The sequence below is a fragment of the Pseudoxanthomonas indica genome (genome assembly GCF_900167565.1).
In the GTDB taxonomy this organism is placed as follows: Bacteria; Pseudomonadota; Gammaproteobacteria; order Xanthomonadales; family Xanthomonadaceae; genus Pseudoxanthomonas_A; species Pseudoxanthomonas_A indica.
This window is the reverse complement of sequence record NZ_FUZV01000001.1, coordinates 1,775,001-1,790,793: the sequence shown is the minus strand read 5'-3', so window position 1 is coordinate 1,790,793 and position 15,793 is coordinate 1,775,001. Positions and strand designations below refer to the sequence as shown.

Genomic DNA, 15,793 nt, shown 5'->3' with positions numbered 1-15,793 from the left:
GCCTTACTTGGCCTTGATCGCCATCGCGGGCAAGCCGCCGCTGGCCAGTTTGCCCTTGGCTTCGGCCAGTTCGCTGGCGGTGCCATACGGCCCCATGCGCACGCGATACACCGTCTTGCCATTGATCTGCGCCGACTCCACCCGCGCGCTCAGGCCGAGCAGGGCTATCTTGGCCTTGGTCGCCTCGGCGTCGCCGGACGCGGCGAAGGCGCCGGCCTGCAGGATGTAGCGCGCGCCATCGGCGCTGGCCACGGTCTGCGCGGGCTTGTCGGCGGCGGCAGCGCTGGCGACGGATGCGGTCGAAGCCGCAGGCGCGGGACGCGACGCAGCGCTCGGCGTTTCATCCAGCGGCTTGGGATCGGCTGCCGCCACCGGGCTGGCCGGGGTGACAGCGGTGCTGCCGGCCGGCGGCGTCTGTCCGTTGAGCAGGGCGGCGGCACGCTGGGCTTCGCGGGTCTTGCGTGCTTCTTCCTCGCGCGCGCTGGCGGCCAGCTCGGCATCGGACATCTGCACTTCCTTGCCTGGCAGCAAGGTGTAGAAGTCGTATTGGGTTTCCTTGGGCGTGTCGATCTTGTCGCCCTTGGCGCTGGCGGCCGATTCGGGCACGACCGATTCGACATCGGCATTGGCCACCGGCGCCGGCTGTGCGTCGGGATTGGGCTGCGGGCGGAAGAACCCATCGCCGTCCTGCTGGCGCAGGCCCGGGAAGATGAAATAAATGCCCACGCCCACCAGCAGTGCGAGCACCACCCACACCCATGCGGGCGTGGCCTGGCTCGAACTGTTCCGGGTTGCCTGACGCTTGTTGCCGCGACGTGCCGCCATTCCCACTCTCTCCGACTGGCCTTGCTTGCTACTTACATTCGTTCGGGCGCGCCGACGCCCAGCAGATCCAGGCCATTGGCCAACGTCTGGCGCACCGCCGAGGCCAGCGCCAGGCGCGCATCGCGTGCGTTGGCGTCATCGATCAGCACAGGCGTACCGGCGTACCACGTGTGGAAAGCATAGGCCAACTCACGCAGGTATTGCGCGATCATGTGCGGCTCCAGCGAGACGCCGGCCGCTTCCACCATTTCCGGATAGCGCGACAGCTCCACCATCAGCGCCAGTGAGCCTTCATCGTTCAGCTGATCCAGCTGCGCCAGGCCATTGGCCTGATCGTAGGTGTAGCCCTTTTCGCCGGCCTGACGGTGCAGGCTGCACACGCGGGCGTGCGCGTACTGCACGTAGAACACCGGGTTGTCGTTGCTCTGCTGGCGCGCCAGATCGATGTCGAAGGTCAGCTGCGAATCGGGCTTGCGTGCGATCAGGAACCAGCGCACCGCATCGGAACTGGTTTCCTCAATCAGATCACGCAGGGTGATGTAGCCGCCCGCGCGCTTGCCCAGCTTCACTTCCTCGCCGCCGCGCATCACCGTGACCATCTGGTGCAGCACGTATTCGGGCCAGCCCTGCGGGATGCCCACGTCCAGCGCCTGCAGGCCGGCGCGCACGCGCGCCAGCGAGCCGTGGTGGTCGGCGCCCAGTTCGGTGATCGCGCGCTGGTAGCCACGCTGCCACTTGGACAGGTGGTAGGCCACGTCCGGCACGAAGTAGGTGTAGCTGCCGTCGGACTTGCGCATCACCCGGTCCTTGTCGTCGCCAAAGTCGGTGGACTTCAGCCACAGCGCGCCGCCTTCCTCGTAGGTATGGCCGGAGGCGATCAGGCGCGACACGGTCTCCTCGACCTTGTCATCGGCGTACAGCGAGCTTTCCAGGAAGTAGGTGTTGAACGACACCCCGAACGCGGCCAGGTCCAGGTTCTGCTCGCGGCGCAGGTAGGCCACGGCAAAGCGGCGGATGGCGTCCAGGTTCTCGACATCGCGCTCGCCGGTGACGGCATGGCCTTCGAACTCCACCGTCTCGCCGGCCAGATAGGCCTGCGCCACATCGTTGATGTAGTCGCCGCGGTAGCCGTCTTCGGGCCAGCCTTCGCTGTCCGGTGCCAGGCCGCGTGCGCGCGCCTGGGTGGACTTGGCCAGGTTCTCGATCTGCACGCCGGCGTCGTTGTAATAGAACTCGCGCTTGGCGTCCCAGCCATTGGCCGCGAGCACGCGGGCGATGCAGTCGCCAATCACGCCGGCACGGCCATGGCCCACGTGCAGCGGGCCGGTCGGATTGGCCGACACGTATTCCACACCCACCGTGCGCCCGGCGCCGCTCTGGTTGCGACCGTAGTCCGCGCCTTCGCGCAGCACGTTGGCCACTTCGCGCTGGTACGCAGCCGGGCTCAGGTGGAAGTTGATGAAGCCCGGACCGGCAATCTCCACCTTGGCCACGTCGTCACTGGCCGGCAGCGCGGCCAGCAGGGCCGTGGCCAGCGCGCGTGGATTGCTGCGCGCCGGCTTGGCCAGCAGCATGGCGGCATTGGTGGCGAAGTCGCCGTGCTCGCGGGTCTTCGGTCGCTCGACCACGAAATCGGGCGTGGCGATGTCGGCTGGCAGGGTGCCGGCCTGGCGCAGGGCGTCGATGCCCTGGGTGATCAAGGCGCGAAGAGAGGCTTTCACGGGAACTCGGTGATGTGCGGGACCGGGCATTTTACGCGCAAGGCCCGGCCAGCGTCCGCCCGGGCCCTGCGCCGCCCGGCCGGTTCAGACCCAGCCCAGCATCGCCATCGACACGGGCTGGCCATCGCCGACCACGAAATGGTCGAGCAGGCGGACGTCCACCAGCGCCAGCGCCTCCTTGAGCTTGGCGGTGATGGCGCGGTCGGCCGAGGAGGGCTCGGCGCAGCCGGAGGGATGGTTGTGACCCACGATCACCGCGGCGGCGTTGTAGCTCAGCGCCCGCCGGACCACTTCGCGCGGGTGGACTTCGGTGCAGTCGAGCGTGCCGCGGAACAGTTCCTCGAAGCCCAGCGAGCGATGGCGCGTGTCCAGGAACATCACCGCGAAGACCTCGTGCCCGTGGCCACGCAGGCGTTGGGCGAAGTAACGCCCGGCCGAGTGCGGATCACTGAGCAGGGCGCCGCGCTTGAGGTCTGCGGCCAGACAGCGCTCGCCCAACTCCAGCGCAGCCAGCAGCATGGCCGTCCGCGCCAGGCCGATGCCGGTCTGACCGCACAGTTGCCTGGGATTGAGGGCAAGCAGGCCGCGCAACGTCTCGTGTTCGGCGAGCAGGTCGCGGGAGGTGCTGACGGCGTCTTTGCCGTGCACCCCCGAACCGAGGAAGATCGCCAGCAGTTCGGCGTCGGACAGGCACTTTGCGCCTTCGGCCATGAGTTTCTCCCGGGGGCGTTCGCCCTTCGGCCAGTCTTTGATATGCATGTGGCTACTGTGGCCAAGCCGGCGCAATCCGGGCATCGGGCTTTTCCGGGGCTTCGGGTAAGCTAGTTGCTCGTTCGTCTGTAGGACTTCCGACGTGACCGCAAGCCCGCCGCCCGGTTCCCTTCAAGGCCAGCGCCTGCTTCTTTGCGTGGGCGGCGGCATCGCCGCCTACAAGGCCCTGGAACTGGTGCGCCGGCTGCGCGATGCCGGGGCCGTGGTGCAGGTGGCCATGACCGAAGGCGCGCAGCAGTTCGTCACGCCGTTGAGTTTCCAGGCCCTGTCCGGCCAGCCCGTGCGCACCAGCCTGTGGGACAGCGCGGCAGAAGCCGCGATGGGCCATATCGAACTGGCCCGCTGGGCCGACCGGATCCTGGTGGCGCCGGCCACCGCCGACCTTCTCGCGCGGCTGAGCCACGGCTTTGCCAATGACCTGGTCACTACACTCTGCCTGGCCACCACGGCACCGATCACCGTGGCGCCGGCGATGAACCACCGGATGTGGCTGCATCCGGCCACCCAGGCCAACATCGCGACGCTGCGCGAACGCGGCGTGCAGATCATTGGCCCCGAGGACGGCCCGCTGGCCGAAGGCGAGTCCGGGCCCGGCCGCCTCAGCGAGCCCGAGCAGATCGTGGCCGCGCTCGGTTCGGCCGCTGCGGTGCCGCCGACCCATGCCGGCGAGCTGGCCGGACTGAAGGTCGTGGTCAGCGCCGGCCCCACGTACGAAGACCTGGACCCGGTGCGTTACCTGGGCAACCGCAGCAGCGGCAAGATGGGTTTCGCCGTCGCCGCCAGCGCCGCCCGCCGCGGCGCCGAGGTAGTCCTGGTCGCCGGGCCGGTGCAGCTGCCGACACCATCCGGGGTCAAGCGCATCGATGTGCGATCCGCCGCGCAGATGCGTGAAGCGGTGTTCGGCGCGTTTCCCGCCGACATCTACATCGGCGCGGCTGCCGTGGCCGACTATTCGCCGCGGGTATCGGTGCAGAACAAGATCAAGAAGACCGGCGAGACTCTGACCCTGGACCTGGTGCGCACGCCGGACATCCTGGCCGAAGTCGCCGCCCAGACCCAGGGTTTGAAGCTGGTGGTCGGCTTTGCCGCCGAGACCGAGAACGTGGCCCACTATGCCCGCGGCAAACTCCAGGCCAAGCGCCTTGACATGATCGTGGCCAACCAGGTGGGCATCGCGGGGGGCGGTTTCGAGAGTGACCAGAACGCGATGACCGCCTACTGGAATGGCGGCGAACGCGATTTCTCGACCGCCCCCAAGACGCAGTTGGCGGATGCCCTGATGGATTTGATCGTGGAGCGAATGAACGCATGAAGGTTGCCGGGACGCAGGCCGTGGAAGTGAAGTTGCTGGACCCCCGTTTCGGTGACGAATGGCCGCTGCCGGCCTACGCCACGTCCGCTAGCGCCGGCATGGATCTGCGCGCCGCCCTCGAGGCCGCGCTGACCCTGCAACCCGGCGATGCCGCGCTGATACCCAGCGGCATTTCCCTCCATCTGGCCGATCCCCACCTGTGCGCGGTCGTCCTGCCCCGTTCCGGTCTGGGCCATCGGCATGGCATCGTGCTGGGCAACGGCACGGGCCTGATCGATGCCGACTACCAGGGACCGCTGTTGATCAGCGTCTGGAACCGCGGCCACGAGGCCTTCACCGTGCATCCCGGGGATCGTATTGCACAGTTGGTGGTGTTGCCGATCGTGCGCGTGGAGTTCCAGGTGGTGGATACGTTTGCCGAACATGCGGGTAGTGCAAGGGGAGCCGGCGGCTTCGGCCATACCGGCGTGCGCTGACGGGGAGAAAGCAATGAGCAAAGCAATCGAAGGCGACAAGCGCGCGCCAGCCGCCAACCCGGGCCGCGCCTTGCTCTGGCTGGCGGTCCTGTGCGTGCTGCTGGCGGTCTGGTTTGGCTGGAACGGCGTGCGCCAATGGCGCGATGACCAGCGTCTGGAAGCCTTGCAGCGCAGCCGCGACAACGTGGTCGCCGTGGTCCAGTCGGCGCATGCGCGGCAAGCGGCGCAGCTGAGCCAGCGCGCCGCCCTGCCGGAAGTCGCAGCGGCGTTGGCCGGCGGCGATACCGCGGCGGTGACGCGCGCCATCGAACACGGCTGGGCCGGGGTGGAAGCGGTCGAAGTGCTGCCGGTCGATCTGGAAGCGGCCTACGCCGAGCCGGGCAAGTTCGGCTACAGCAAGCTGGCCTTGCTGGAGGCGGCGCAGCAGGACCAGGCCGTCGCCGCGCGGGTGGTGCGCGATGGCGCGAAGGCGCGCTTTGGCCTGGCCAAGGCCACGCCGCAGGGCCTGATCTACGTGCGCCTGCCCTTGAACCTGCTCAGCGCCGGCTTTGACGCCGCGCCTTTGCCGGATGGCACCTATCTGGCCTTGCGCCAGGGCAGTTACAACGTGGGCGAGCGCGGTCCGACTTCGCTGGCTGAGGGCGCCGAGGTGCTGGCGCATGCCATTGGCAAGACCGGCCTGCGCGTTGCCGCGGCGGCGCCCGACAAGGAGCCCGGCCCGGCCGGCCTGGGCGCCATCAACTGCATCATCGTGGCCGTGCTGGCGCTGATCCTGGGCGTGCTGGCACTGGTGGCCGCACGCGGCGGCATGCGGGTACCGCGCTTGACCAAGCGATCGCAGGATGCCGCCACGCATGACGAACCCACCCTGGGCCAGGCGCTGGAGCGGGATCCGCTGCCGGTGGCGCCGCGTGCGCCCAGCACCGGATCGGCGAACTCCGCCAGCGCCAGTGAGCGCAAGCCGGTGGAAGTGGATCCGGGCATCTTCCGGGCCTACGACATCCGCGGCATCGTCGGCACCAACCTGGATGCCTCCGTCGCCGAAGCCATCGGCCAGGCGATTGGCAGCGTCATGCAGGCCCAGGACCTGAGCGACATCGTGGTCGGACGCGACGGTCGCCTGTCGGGGCCGGAACTGGCCGACGGCCTGATCCGCGGTCTGCGCCGGGCCGGTCGCAATGTCATCGACATCGGCATGGTGCCTACACCGGTGGCCTACTTCGCCGCGTATCACCTGCACGTGGGCAGCAGCGTGGCGGTGACCGGCAGCCACAATCCGCCGGACTACAACGGCTTCAAAATCGTGGTGGGCGGCGAGACGTTGTCGGGCGACGCCATTACCGAGCTGTATGAACGCATCCGCGATGCCCGCCTGCATGAAGGCGTGGTGCCGGGCAGCGTGCAGCAGCGCGACGTGGCCGCCGACTACGTGCAGCGCATCGCCGATGACGTGCAGCTGGATCGCCCGTTGAAAGTCGTGGTGGATGCCGGCAACGGCGTCGCCGGCGATTTCGCCCCGCGCCTGCTGGAATCGATCGGCGCCGAAGTCATTCCGCTGTACTGCGACGTGGACGGGACCTTCCCCAACCACCACCCGGATCCGAGCGAGCCGCACAACCTGGAAGATCTCATCCAGACCGTGAAGCGTTTCGACGCGGATCTGGGTTTGGCTTTCGACGGAGACGGTGATCGCCTGGGCGTGGTGACCGCGCAGGGCGAGATCATCTTCCCCGATCGCCTGCTGATGCTGTTTGCCGCCGACGTGCTGGAACGCAATCCCGGCGCCATGATCATTTACGACGTGAAGTGCACCGGCAAGCTGCAGGGCTGGGTGCTGCGCCACGGCGGCACGCCGATGATGTGGAAGACCGGGCATTCGCTGATCAAGGCCAAGATGCGCGAGACCAGTGCCGAACTGGCCGGCGAGATGAGCGGCCATTTCTTCTTCCAGGAGCGCTGGTTCGGCTTCGACGACGGCATGTACGCAGCCGCGCGCCTGCTGGAAATCCTGGCGCTGCGCGCGGAAACGCCCACCCAGGTGTTGAACGCCTTGCCGGACGGCATCGCCACGCCGGAGATCAAGGTGCCGGTGGAGGCGGAAACCCCGCACGCGGTGGTGCAGCGCTTCGTGGAAACCGCCCGTTTCGAGGGCGCGCGCCTGTCCACCATCGATGGGCTGCGGGCGGACTGGGAAGATGGCTGGGGCCTGGTGCGCGCTTCCAACACCACGCCGGTGCTGGTGCTGCGCTTTGAGGCCGACAACGAAGCGGCACTGGAACGCATCAAGACCCAGTTCCGCGCCCATCTGAGCCTGGTGGCGCCGGAATTGACGCCGACGTTCTGAGCGTCGGCGCCGCAGGGTCAGGCGGGCTTACTGCTTGACCGGCGCCGGCGTGGACGACGGATCCACCGCCGCCGCGCCACTGGCGGCCGGCACCGTGGCACCTTTCATTTCCCGGTAGCGCCGCATGATGTCGGCGATTTCCACATCCAGCTCGGCACGCTGCCGCTCGAAGCTGGACTGGAGCGCGCGCTGCCGCACCAGGGTGGCATGGCGCAGGCGGATGGTGTCGACGGTTTTCTCCGCGGCCGGCTTGTTGGCCAGCTCGCGGTCACCGGCCACCTGCAGCAGGCTGACCAGGCCATCGCGCAGGCTGACCACGTTGTAGCGGGCGGTCTTGATGTTGTTGTCGACGATGCCGACGCGCTCGTTGAAGACCCGGCGCAGCTCCTCTTCCGTGCGATAGGACAGCAGCATCGCCTGCTCGGTGCGGCGGCGGGTTTCCTGCGCCGCCAGGTCCGCCTGCAACTGGGCATGCTCGGCGTCGGCCTGGGCACGCTCCTGCTCGGTCAGCTCGCGTGCCACCTCGCCCGTGCGCATGCCGCTCTTGGCATTGATTTCCTCGCGTGCGCGACCGACGGCTTCGGCCGGCAGCGAATCGCTGCAGACGCGCTGGCCGTTGTCATTCCAGCAGTAGAGCTTCTTGGTCGGCGCTTCCTTGTTCTGCGCCACGGCCAGCGACGCCATCAGCATCGCGGCCGGTACTGCCCATCGCAGTGGATGATTAGCCATGCGCAGCCCCCGCTGCCGTCATTCCGGTGAACCGCTGCCATAGCGCGCCCGATAGGCGAGCAGGCGATCACGGTGATGGACAAGGTCGGCGCTTTCGCCGGCGAAATCAAGCAGGTCGTGCAGGCTGGCGACCGCGACCACCGGCACACCGGTATCGCTGGCCACGGCCTGCGCCGCCGATTGCCGGGATTCGCCCTCGCCCAGCACCTCCTGCCGGTCCAGCGCCACCACGATGCCGGCCGGTCGGCCGCCGCCGGCGCGGATCAGCGCCAGCGCCTCGCGGATCGCGGTGCCGGCGGTAATGACGTCATCCACGATCAGCACCTCGCGGCCATCCAGCGGCGCGCCGATCAGCAGGCCACCTTCGCCATGGTCCTTGGCTTCCTTGCGGTTGAACGCCAGCGGGATGTCGCGACCGCGGCGCGCGAATTCGCAGCCCAGTGCGGTCGCCAGGGGGATGCCCTTGTAGGCCGGACCGAACAGCAGATCAAAACGCAGGCCCGCCGCCTCGATCGCATCGGCGTAGCAGGCGGCCAGTTCGGCCAGGCATGCGCCACTGTCGAAACGCCCGGCATTGAAGAAGTACGGACTGAGCCGGCCCGACTTGAGGGTGAACTCGCCGAAGCGCAGGGCCTGTGCGTGCAAGGCCAATTGGAGGAAGCGGGCGCGATGGTCGGACATGGCGGGCAGGGGCGTGACGGGGGACACGGCCATGATAAGGCCCGGCTGCGTGATGACGCACCACGGCCGTCGTGCGGAATCGGCTACGCTTGTATTTCGACCGCTTCCGGCTTGCCCATGCGCATCATCAGTTTCAACGCCAACGGACTTCGATCAGCCGCCAACAAGGGATTCTTCGAATGGTTCGGCCAGCAGCAGGCCGACGTGCTCTGCGTGCAGGAGACCAAGGCCCAGGAGCACCAGCTGGCCGGCCCGGCCTTCCTGCCGGAGGGTTACAAGGCCTGGTTCCGCGACGCCAGCACCAAGAAGGGTTACAGCGGCGTGGCCATCTACAGCAAGCGCGAGCCGGACGAACTGCGCACCGCGTTGGGCTGGGCCGAATTCGATGAAGAAGGCCGCTATCTGGAAGCACGCTACGGCAACCTGAGCGTGGTCTCGTTCTACATCCCGTCCGGTTCCTCGGGCGAGTTGCGCCAGGGCTTCAAGTTCCAGGTGATGGACTGGTTGGCGCCGATCCTGGACGAGTGGCGGCGCAGTGGTCGTGACTACGTGCTGTGCGGTGACTGGAACATCGTGCGCAGCCGCCTGGACATCAAGAACTGGACCAGCAACCAGAAGAATTCCGGCTGCCTGCCGGCCGAGCGCGACTGGTTGAACGGCATGTGCGTGGAGCAGAGCGGTTGGGTCGATGCTTATCGCGCGCTGCATCCGGAAGGCCAGGACTACACCTGGTGGAGCAACCGCGGCGGCGCCCGCGCCAACAATGTGGGGTGGCGCATCGACTACCAGTTCGTCACGCCTTCGCTGCTGGATCGCCTGCGCGGGTGTTCGATCTACCGTGACAGCTGGTTCTCCGACCATGCGCCCTTCACGGTGGATTACGCCTGATGAGCCAGCCCGATCTGGCCGCACCGCCACCGCGCCGGCGCAAGCCTTGGCAGGAGGTGCTGCTCAATCTGCGCCAACCCAAGGTATTGGTGATGTTGCTGCTCGGCTTTGCCTCGGGCATGCCGATCTATCTGGTCGGCAACACGCTGGGATTCTGGGCGCGCAAACAGGGCATCGAGCTGGACACGATCGGCTTCCTGTCCTGGGTGGGGTTGGCCTACTCGCTCAAGTTCCTGTGGGCGCCGCTCGTGGACAGGTCCGACGCGCCGCTGTTCGGCCGCTGGCTGGGACGCCGACGTGGCTGGATGCTGCTCTCGCAGATCGTGGTGGCCCTGGGTCTGCTGGGCATGGCCATCGTGCAGCCACGCGGGGGCCATGTGCTGGTGTTCGGCTACGCGCTGGAACACCTGCTGGTCTTTGGCGGGCTGGCCCTGCTGGTGGCGTTCGCATCAGCGACCCAGGACATCGTGATTGATGCCTGGCGCATCGAGAGTGCCGAGGATAGCCAGCAGTTGGGTTTGCTCACCTCTTCTTCTGCGCTGGGCTATCGCAGCGCATTGCTGGTGACCGACGCGCTGATCCTGCTGATCGCCGCGCAAGTGGGTTGGGTGGGGTCCTACCAGATCATGGCGGCACTGCTGCTGGTCGGCGTGGCGGCGACGCTGATGGCGCGCGAGCCCGCCCGTGCGGTGGAAGCGGTCTCGCACCAGGCCAGCGCGCTATGGACGCCGCGCGGCTTGTTCGACGCCATCCTGGGGCCGTTCGTGGCCTTCTTCCGCGAGCATCGCAGCGCGGCGGTGCTGATCCTGGCGGCCATCAGTGTCTATCGCCTGGCCGACTTCGTGATGGGGCCGATGAACAACCCCTTCTATGTGGATCTGGGCTTGACCGAGCAAACCGTGGGTTCGGTGCGCAGCTCGGTCGGCCTGGTCGCCTCCTTCGCCGGTATCGCTTTGGCCGGCATGGTGGCAGTGCGTTGGGGGGTGATGGTGGCCTTGCTGGTGGGCGCCGTGCTCGGCCCGGGCTCCAACCTGGCCTTTGCCTACCTGGCTTGGCACGGGCCTGACACTGCCAGCTTCGCCTGGGCGATGGTCATCGACAACGTGGCGGGGGGCTTTGCCGGCACAGCCCTCATCGCCTACATGTCCAGCCTGACCAGCGTGGGCTATACGGCGACCCAGTACGCCCTGCTCAGTTCGTTCTACGCACTGCTGGGCAAGATGCTGAAGGGGCTGTCGGGCGAGGCGGTCGAGCAGCTGGCGGTCGGGCGCACCCTGCTGGATGGCTATGCGCTGTTCTTTGTCGGCACCGCCTTGATTGGTATCCCGGTCGTCATCCTGTGCCTGCTGCTTATGCGGCAGGAGCGACGGCGCGCGCTGGTGCAGGCGGCGCCTTCCTGAGTCCCGCCGGCAAAGGGGACTTGCCGCAACCGGCCGCGCCCAGTATTTAGTCAGTCGGGCGCCCGCGGCGTACCAGCAAGGGAAGGGGACGAGACGCCATGACCGACATCGTGCTGAAGGACATCGATCCCATCCTGGCCGAGCGCATCCGCCGGGTCGCCAGTGCCCGTGGCTGGAACGTGCACGACACCCTGTTCAATCTGATCGAGCAGGGCTTGTTCCATTGCGAATCGGAGGTGCGCCGTGGCTTCGACACCAGCGAAGTCGACGCGCTGACCGCTGCCATCAATGCGCTTCGCGACGTGCCGCCCGGCAAGGGCTTCTGATCAGGCGCGGTGGATCGCACCCAGCACGCGGTAGCCGCGCGCGCCGGTGACCGAGGGCAGGTTGCCGGGCCGGCCAGCCAGGGTTTCCCTTGCCAGCCAGGCGAAACCCATGGCTTCGACGAAATCCGGATCCAGGCCGTGCGACGCGGTGGATTCCACCACCACTTCCGGCAGACGCGCGGCGATCCGCGACAGCAACCGCGGATTGCGGACGCCTCCGCCACACACCAGCACGCGCTGCGTGCGTGGCTGGTGCTCGCGCAAGGCGTTGGCCACGGTGGCGGCGGTCAGCTCCATCAAGGTTGCCTGCACATCGGCGGCTGCGTGATGCGCACTCAGCGCAGGCTGCAGCCAGGCCAGGTGGAATTGCTCGCGACCCGTGCTTTTGGGCGGCGGTTGCGCAAACCATGGTTCGGCGAGCAGGCGGGCCAACAATGCATCATCCACCGTGCCAGTGGCAGCGAACTCGCCACCCGCATCAAAGTCATGGCCGGTGTGCTGATGGCACCAGGCGTCCATCAAGGCATTGGCCGGACCGGTATCAAAGCCGCGTACCTCGCCGTGGGCAGGAAGCAGGGTGAAATTGCCGATGCCGCCCAGATTGAGCACCGCGCGATCTTCATCCGGCGAATGCAGCAAGGCCGCATGAAAGGCGGGCATCAGCGGCGCACCGTGGCCACCGGCGGCGACGTCGCGACGGCGGAAGTCGGCAACGGTATCGATGCCGGTGCCTTCGGCGATCACGTTGCCATCGCCGATCTGCCAGGTGAAAGGGGGAGCGCCATACGGGCGGTGACGAATCGTCTGTCCATGCGAACCGATCGCGCGAACCGAATCAGTGTTCACGCCCGCTTCCTCGAGCAGGCGGCGGCTGGCGTCGGCGAACGCGAGGGCCACCCGCACGTCCAGGCGACCCAAGGCATCGAGCGAAGGCTCATGCGCCGCCTGGCCCAGGCTGACCAGGTCCTGCCTGGTGGGAGCATCCCAGGCAAAGGTCCGGCCCATTACCAGTTCGCAGCGCAGCGGCGCGGCATCTTCGGAGAATCGGACGAGCGCGGCATCGATGCCATCGGCGCTGGTGCCGGACATCAGGCCCAGATAGAGCGAGGTAGCGCGTTCCTGCGACTGCGACATGCCGTATTCCGGAAAAGACCGGTCAGCAGTACACGCGATTGCGCCGCGGCCTTCAAGCCGCGGCTCAGGATCATCAGCCCTTCTTGGCCTTGCTCTTGGCTGGCTTGGCGGGCGCGGCCGCTACCTGGGTAGCCGGCTTGTCTTCCGTCGTAGGCACGGCGGGCGCCACATCGGCGTAGATGATGTTCTCCACCGTACGGATGCGCGCCAGGGCATTGGCCGTATACGTGCGGTACGAGGCCAGTTGCGCGCCGGACAACGGCTCGGGCGGCGGCATGGTCACCGACAGCGGATTGCGATGCACCCCGTTGACGCGGAATTCGTAATGCAGGTGCGGGCCAGTCGCCATGCCGGTGGAACCGACGTAGCCAATTACCGTTCCCTGTGCGATGCGCTGGCCGACCTTGATTTTGCCCAAGCGCGACATGTGGCCGTACAAGGTGGTGTGTCCACGGCCATGATCCAGAATCACGACGCGGCCGTAGCCATTCTGCCAACCGGCGAACTGCACGCGGGCATCGCCCGCCGCCATGATCGGGGTGCCGGTGCCGGCGGCGTAATCCACGCCCTTATGCATGCGCATGCTGCCCAGCACAGGGTGCCGACGCGCGCCGAACTTCGAGCTCAAGCGCGCATACGGAATCGGCATGCGGATGAAGCTCTTCTTCAGCGGACGGCCGGCGGCGGTGAAGTACTCGGGCTTGCCACCCGGACGGGCGAAACGGAAACCCGAATGCAGCTTGCCGTCCACGGTGAAGGTCGCCGCCTGCACGGGGCTGGTGCTGATCAGCTCGCCTTCGCGCCAGGTCTGCTCGACCACCACGCTGAAACGGTCATCCGGCGCCAGGTCGGAGTTGAAGTCGATGTCGTACTTGAAGATGTCATCGGTCAGCGAATTGATGTTGGCCGCCGTCAGTCCGGCCTTGCGTGCCGAGCGATTGAGGGAGCGGCCCACCTTGCCACTGAGCACCACCGTGCGCGTGGTGGTCTCGCGCTCGATGACGCGCTCGGTGACCTTGTCACCTTCGACGCTCAGTTCAATCCGGTGCTGCGGGTCCCGGTCGTAGCGCAGCGTGCGCAGTTCGCCGCTGACCGGCAAATCGAAAGCCAGTTCGGTGCCCGGCTTCAGGCGGGTCAGGCTGGCCTTGGCTTCCTTGTCTTCCAGCAGCACGTGCATCGTGGCTGCCGGGATATCGAGTTCTTCGAAGATCGCGCCCAACGTCTGGCCCGGCTTGACCCGCACGATTTGCCAACTGTCGCCGGCAACTCCTTCCAACTGGGCCTGCGACAGGCTTGGAAGGCTCAATGCCAGAGTGGCGCGTCCATCGACGGCGGACTGCGGCTGGATGGCATTGGAAAAACCGGGCACGATCGTCGCCACCATCACGCCGATGGTGGTGAAGAGGCTGGCATGAATCCAATGTCGGCGCGTCCACCGGCCCGTGGGCAGGTGCTGTTTGACGCGCTGATGGAGCGTCGATTCACGCAGGACTTCCAAACGTTCCTGGAAGCGCTGCTTACGGCGGGTGCCGTCCCCATGGTTGTGCATCTAGCCGCCACCTCGGGCCCAAAGGGGGCCCTAATCGGCGTACCATAAACACCTGAAATGTTCGCGTCAAACCATTGAGTCCATTGGCTTTTTTGAATGGCGTCACGATTAACTTTGGTTTAACTTAGAGTTCACTTTTGTCGCCGGCCATTCAGTCGGCCCCCGCCAGGAAATCCGCCTTGTCTTCCGCTGATGCGCTTGCCCAGATCGGCCGTGGCGCCGACGAAATCCTGAAAATCGAAGAACTGCAGGCTCGCCTGGCCCAAGGCAGGCCGCTGCGGGTCAAGGCCGGCTTCGACCCTACCGCGCCCGACCTGCACATCGGCCATACCGTGCTGCTCAACAAGATGCGCCAGTTCCAGGACCTGGGACACCAGGTGATTTTCCTGATTGGCGACTTCACCGGGATGATCGGCGACCCGACCGGGAAAAACGTGACCCGCAAGCCGTTGACCCGTGAAGACGTGCTGGCCAACGCCCAGACTTATGCCGACCAGGTCTTCAAGGTGCTGGACCGGACCCGGACCGAGGTCCGCTTCAACTCGGAATGGTTTGGCCAGATGAGTGCCGCCGACATGATCAAGCTGGCTGGCCAGCACACGGTCGCGCGGATGCTCGAGCGCGATGACTTCGCCAAGCGCTACGCCGGACAACAATCCATCGCCATCCACGAATTCCTGTATCCGCTGGTGCAGGGATACGACTCCGTGGCCCTCAACGCAGACGTCGAGCTGGGCGGCACCGACCAGAAGTTCAATCTGCTGATGGGACGTGGCCTGCAGGAGCACTTCGGCCAGCCGCCACAAATCGTGCTGACCATGCCGCTGCTGGAGGGCCTCGATGGCGTGCAGAAGATGTCCAAATCGCTGGGCAATTACATCGGCATCAGCGAGCCAGCCATCGATATCGTCACCAAGACCATGAAGATTGGCGACGAGCTGATGTGGCGCTGGATTGATCTGCTGAGTTTCGACATCAGCGCCGAAGAGGCCAGGACCCTGCGCTCCGAAATCGCTGCGGGCCAGTTGAATCCGCGTGACCTCAAACTGCGGCTCGCGCGGGAACTGGCGACTCGCTTCCACGATGCGTCAGCAGCCGAGCAGGCGGTGGCCGGCTGGCATGCGGTAGTGACAGGTGAGGGCGATACCTCACTGTTGCCCGTGCAGGAGATTGCGGTCCCGTCCGATGGCCTGCGCATAGGCGCCTTGTTGACGGCGGCAGGCATTACGCCAAGTAATTCCGAGGCAATGCGCAAGTTCAAGGAACGCGCCATCAAGGTCGACGGTGAGGTCATCGAGGATGCCGGGCGCGTCTTCACGGCGGGTTTCGAGGGCCTTCTGCAAGTGGGCAAGCGCAACTTTGCGCGCGTCAGGCTTGTTGCATCAGGCACTTGAGCCCGCCAGTCGGCCGGTTACGAAAATATTTCTGTCACAGGCTTCCAAATTCTCCGGGAACCGGCCATACTTTCCCTCCCCCTTCGCAGGGTTGCTTGCTCCCCCGGGAGCGCAGCGAACGAAGTGGGTTCCTCGGCAACTTTCCTCTCACGAGGGTGTTGACGAAGTGAAAAAGGGTCGCCATAATGTGCGGCTCACCTCGACGGAAACGGCGAGGTTGAACGAAGGAAGGCGCTGAGGCCG

The 15,793-nt window shown here is 66.6% G+C and carries 14 protein-coding genes; 7 read left to right on the top strand and 7 right to left on the bottom strand.

Features of this window, described 5'->3' with window-relative positions:
• Nucleotides 1-3: 3 nt before the first annotated feature.
• The 3 genes from B5X78_RS08325 to radC form a co-directional block, all read right to left on the bottom strand.
• Nucleotides 4-825 (bottom strand): SPOR domain-containing protein, encoded by an 822-nt coding sequence (locus B5X78_RS08325; RefSeq protein WP_079723940.1) that lies wholly within the window; start codon nt 823-825, stop codon nt 4-6.
• A gap of 32 nt (nt 826-857) precedes the next feature.
• Nucleotides 858-2,546, bottom strand: a complete 1,689-nt coding sequence (argS, locus tag B5X78_RS08320) for an arginine--tRNA ligase (protein ID WP_079723939.1) — start codon at nt 2,544-2,546, stop codon at nt 858-860.
• 84 nt (nt 2,547-2,630) lie between these two features.
• Nucleotides 2,631-3,305 carry a RadC family protein gene (radC, locus tag B5X78_RS08315; RefSeq protein WP_079723938.1) on the bottom strand — a complete coding sequence of 225 codons (675 nt, stop codon included), beginning with the start codon at nt 3,303-3,305 and terminating at the stop codon, nt 2,631-2,633.
• 94 nt (nt 3,306-3,399) lie between these two features.
• Between radC and coaBC the strand changes: the two genes are divergently transcribed.
• From coaBC to B5X78_RS08300, 3 genes are read left to right on the top strand one after another with little or no spacing between them, the layout of a single operon-like run.
• The gene (gene coaBC, locus B5X78_RS08310; protein ID WP_079723937.1) at nt 3,400-4,629 is read left to right on the top strand and encodes a bifunctional phosphopantothenoylcysteine decarboxylase/phosphopantothenate--cysteine ligase CoaBC; all 1,230 of its coding nucleotides are present in this window, start codon (nt 3,400-3,402) and stop codon (nt 4,627-4,629) included.
• Nucleotides 4,626-5,105, top strand: coding sequence for a dUTP diphosphatase (dut, locus tag B5X78_RS08305; protein WP_079723936.1), 480 nt, complete (start codon nt 4,626-4,628; stop codon nt 5,103-5,105). Before coaBC ends, dut begins: the two co-directional genes overlap by 4 nt.
• A 13-nt stretch (nt 5,106-5,118) precedes the next feature.
• Nucleotides 5,119-7,449 (top strand): phosphomannomutase/phosphoglucomutase, encoded by a 2,331-nt coding sequence (locus B5X78_RS08300; RefSeq protein ID WP_079723935.1) that lies wholly within the window; start codon nt 5,119-5,121, stop codon nt 7,447-7,449.
• A 27-nt stretch (nt 7,450-7,476) separates the two neighbouring features.
• On the opposite strand, the gene B5X78_RS08295 is transcribed toward B5X78_RS08300, so the two are convergent.
• Both B5X78_RS08295 and pyrE read right to left on the bottom strand, forming a co-directional pair.
• A complete protein-coding gene (locus B5X78_RS08295; protein WP_079724477.1) occupies nt 7,477-8,133 on the bottom strand; it encodes a hypothetical protein in 657 nt (218 codons plus the stop codon).
• Nucleotides 8,134-8,196: 63 nt separating this feature from the next.
• Entirely contained in the window at nt 8,197-8,859 is a 663-nt protein-coding gene (gene pyrE / locus B5X78_RS08290) for an orotate phosphoribosyltransferase (protein WP_079723934.1), read from the bottom strand.
• Between the two features lie 117 nt (nt 8,860-8,976).
• Between pyrE and B5X78_RS08285 the strand changes: the two genes are divergently transcribed.
• The 3 genes from B5X78_RS08285 to B5X78_RS08275 all read left to right on the top strand — a co-directional run bounded on the left by B5X78_RS08285 (nt 8,977) and on the right by B5X78_RS08275 (nt 11,473).
• On the top strand, nt 8,977-9,747 hold the full coding sequence (locus B5X78_RS08285) for an exodeoxyribonuclease III (protein ID WP_079723933.1): 771 nt from the start codon (nt 8,977-8,979) through the stop codon (nt 9,745-9,747).
• The gene (locus B5X78_RS08280; protein ID WP_079723932.1) at nt 9,747-11,147 is read left to right on the top strand and encodes an AmpG family muropeptide MFS transporter; all 1,401 of its coding nucleotides are present in this window, start codon (nt 9,747-9,749) and stop codon (nt 11,145-11,147) included. The genes B5X78_RS08285 and B5X78_RS08280 overlap by 1 nt, the downstream gene beginning before the upstream one ends.
• A gap of 98 nt (nt 11,148-11,245) precedes the next feature.
• Complete coding sequence (locus B5X78_RS08275) at nt 11,246-11,473, top strand: hypothetical protein (RefSeq protein WP_079723931.1); 228 nt, start codon at nt 11,246-11,248, stop codon at nt 11,471-11,473.
• On the opposite strand, the gene B5X78_RS08270 is transcribed toward B5X78_RS08275, so the two are convergent.
• Together B5X78_RS08270 and B5X78_RS08265 are read right to left on the bottom strand one after the other, a co-directional pair.
• On the bottom strand, nt 11,474-12,607 hold the full coding sequence (locus B5X78_RS08270) for an anhydro-N-acetylmuramic acid kinase (protein WP_079723930.1): 1,134 nt from the start codon (nt 12,605-12,607) through the stop codon (nt 11,474-11,476). It lies immediately after the preceding gene.
• A 73-nt stretch (nt 12,608-12,680) separates the two neighbouring features.
• A complete protein-coding gene (locus tag B5X78_RS08265) occupies nt 12,681-14,156 on the bottom strand; it encodes a M23 family metallopeptidase (protein WP_079723929.1) in 1,476 nt (491 codons plus the stop codon).
• 179 nt (nt 14,157-14,335) lie between these two features.
• Here B5X78_RS08265 and tyrS point away from each other — a divergent pair, with 179 nt between their 5' ends.
• A complete protein-coding gene (gene tyrS / locus B5X78_RS08260) occupies nt 14,336-15,550 on the top strand; it encodes a tyrosine--tRNA ligase (RefSeq protein WP_079723928.1) in 1,215 nt (404 codons plus the stop codon).
• Nucleotides 15,551-15,793 lie beyond the last annotated feature (243 nt).

Bases quoted from the DNA above. Each gene is read 5' to 3' on its own strand.
- radC (WP_079723938.1), bottom strand. From the start codon at position 3,305: ATGCATATCAAAGACTGGCCGAAGGGCGAACGCCCCCGGGAGAAACTC.
- pyrE (WP_079723934.1), bottom strand. From the start codon at position 8,859: ATGTCCGACCATCGCGCCCGCTTCCTCCAATTGGCCTTGCACGCACAG.
- B5X78_RS08285 (WP_079723933.1), top strand. From the start codon at position 8,977: ATGCGCATCATCAGTTTCAACGCCAACGGACTTCGATCAGCCGCCAAC.
- B5X78_RS08300 (WP_079723935.1), top strand. From the start codon at position 5,119: ATGAGCAAAGCAATCGAAGGCGACAAGCGCGCGCCAGCCGCCAACCCG.
- dut (WP_079723936.1), top strand. From the start codon at position 4,626: ATGAAGGTTGCCGGGACGCAGGCCGTGGAAGTGAAGTTGCTGGACCCC.
- B5X78_RS08265 (WP_079723929.1), bottom strand. From the start codon at position 14,156: ATGCACAACCATGGGGACGGCACCCGCCGTAAGCAGCGCTTCCAGGAA.
- B5X78_RS08270 (WP_079723930.1), bottom strand. From the start codon at position 12,607: ATGTCGCAGTCGCAGGAACGCGCTACCTCGCTCTATCTGGGCCTGATG.
- B5X78_RS08325 (WP_079723940.1), bottom strand. From the start codon at position 825: ATGGCGGCACGTCGCGGCAACAAGCGTCAGGCAACCCGGAACAGTTCG.
- B5X78_RS08275 (WP_079723931.1), top strand. From the start codon at position 11,246: ATGACCGACATCGTGCTGAAGGACATCGATCCCATCCTGGCCGAGCGC.
- B5X78_RS08280 (WP_079723932.1), top strand. From the start codon at position 9,747: ATGAGCCAGCCCGATCTGGCCGCACCGCCACCGCGCCGGCGCAAGCCT.
- B5X78_RS08295 (WP_079724477.1), bottom strand. From the start codon at position 8,133: ATGGCGTCGCTGGCCGTGGCGCAGAACAAGGAAGCGCCGACCAAGAAG.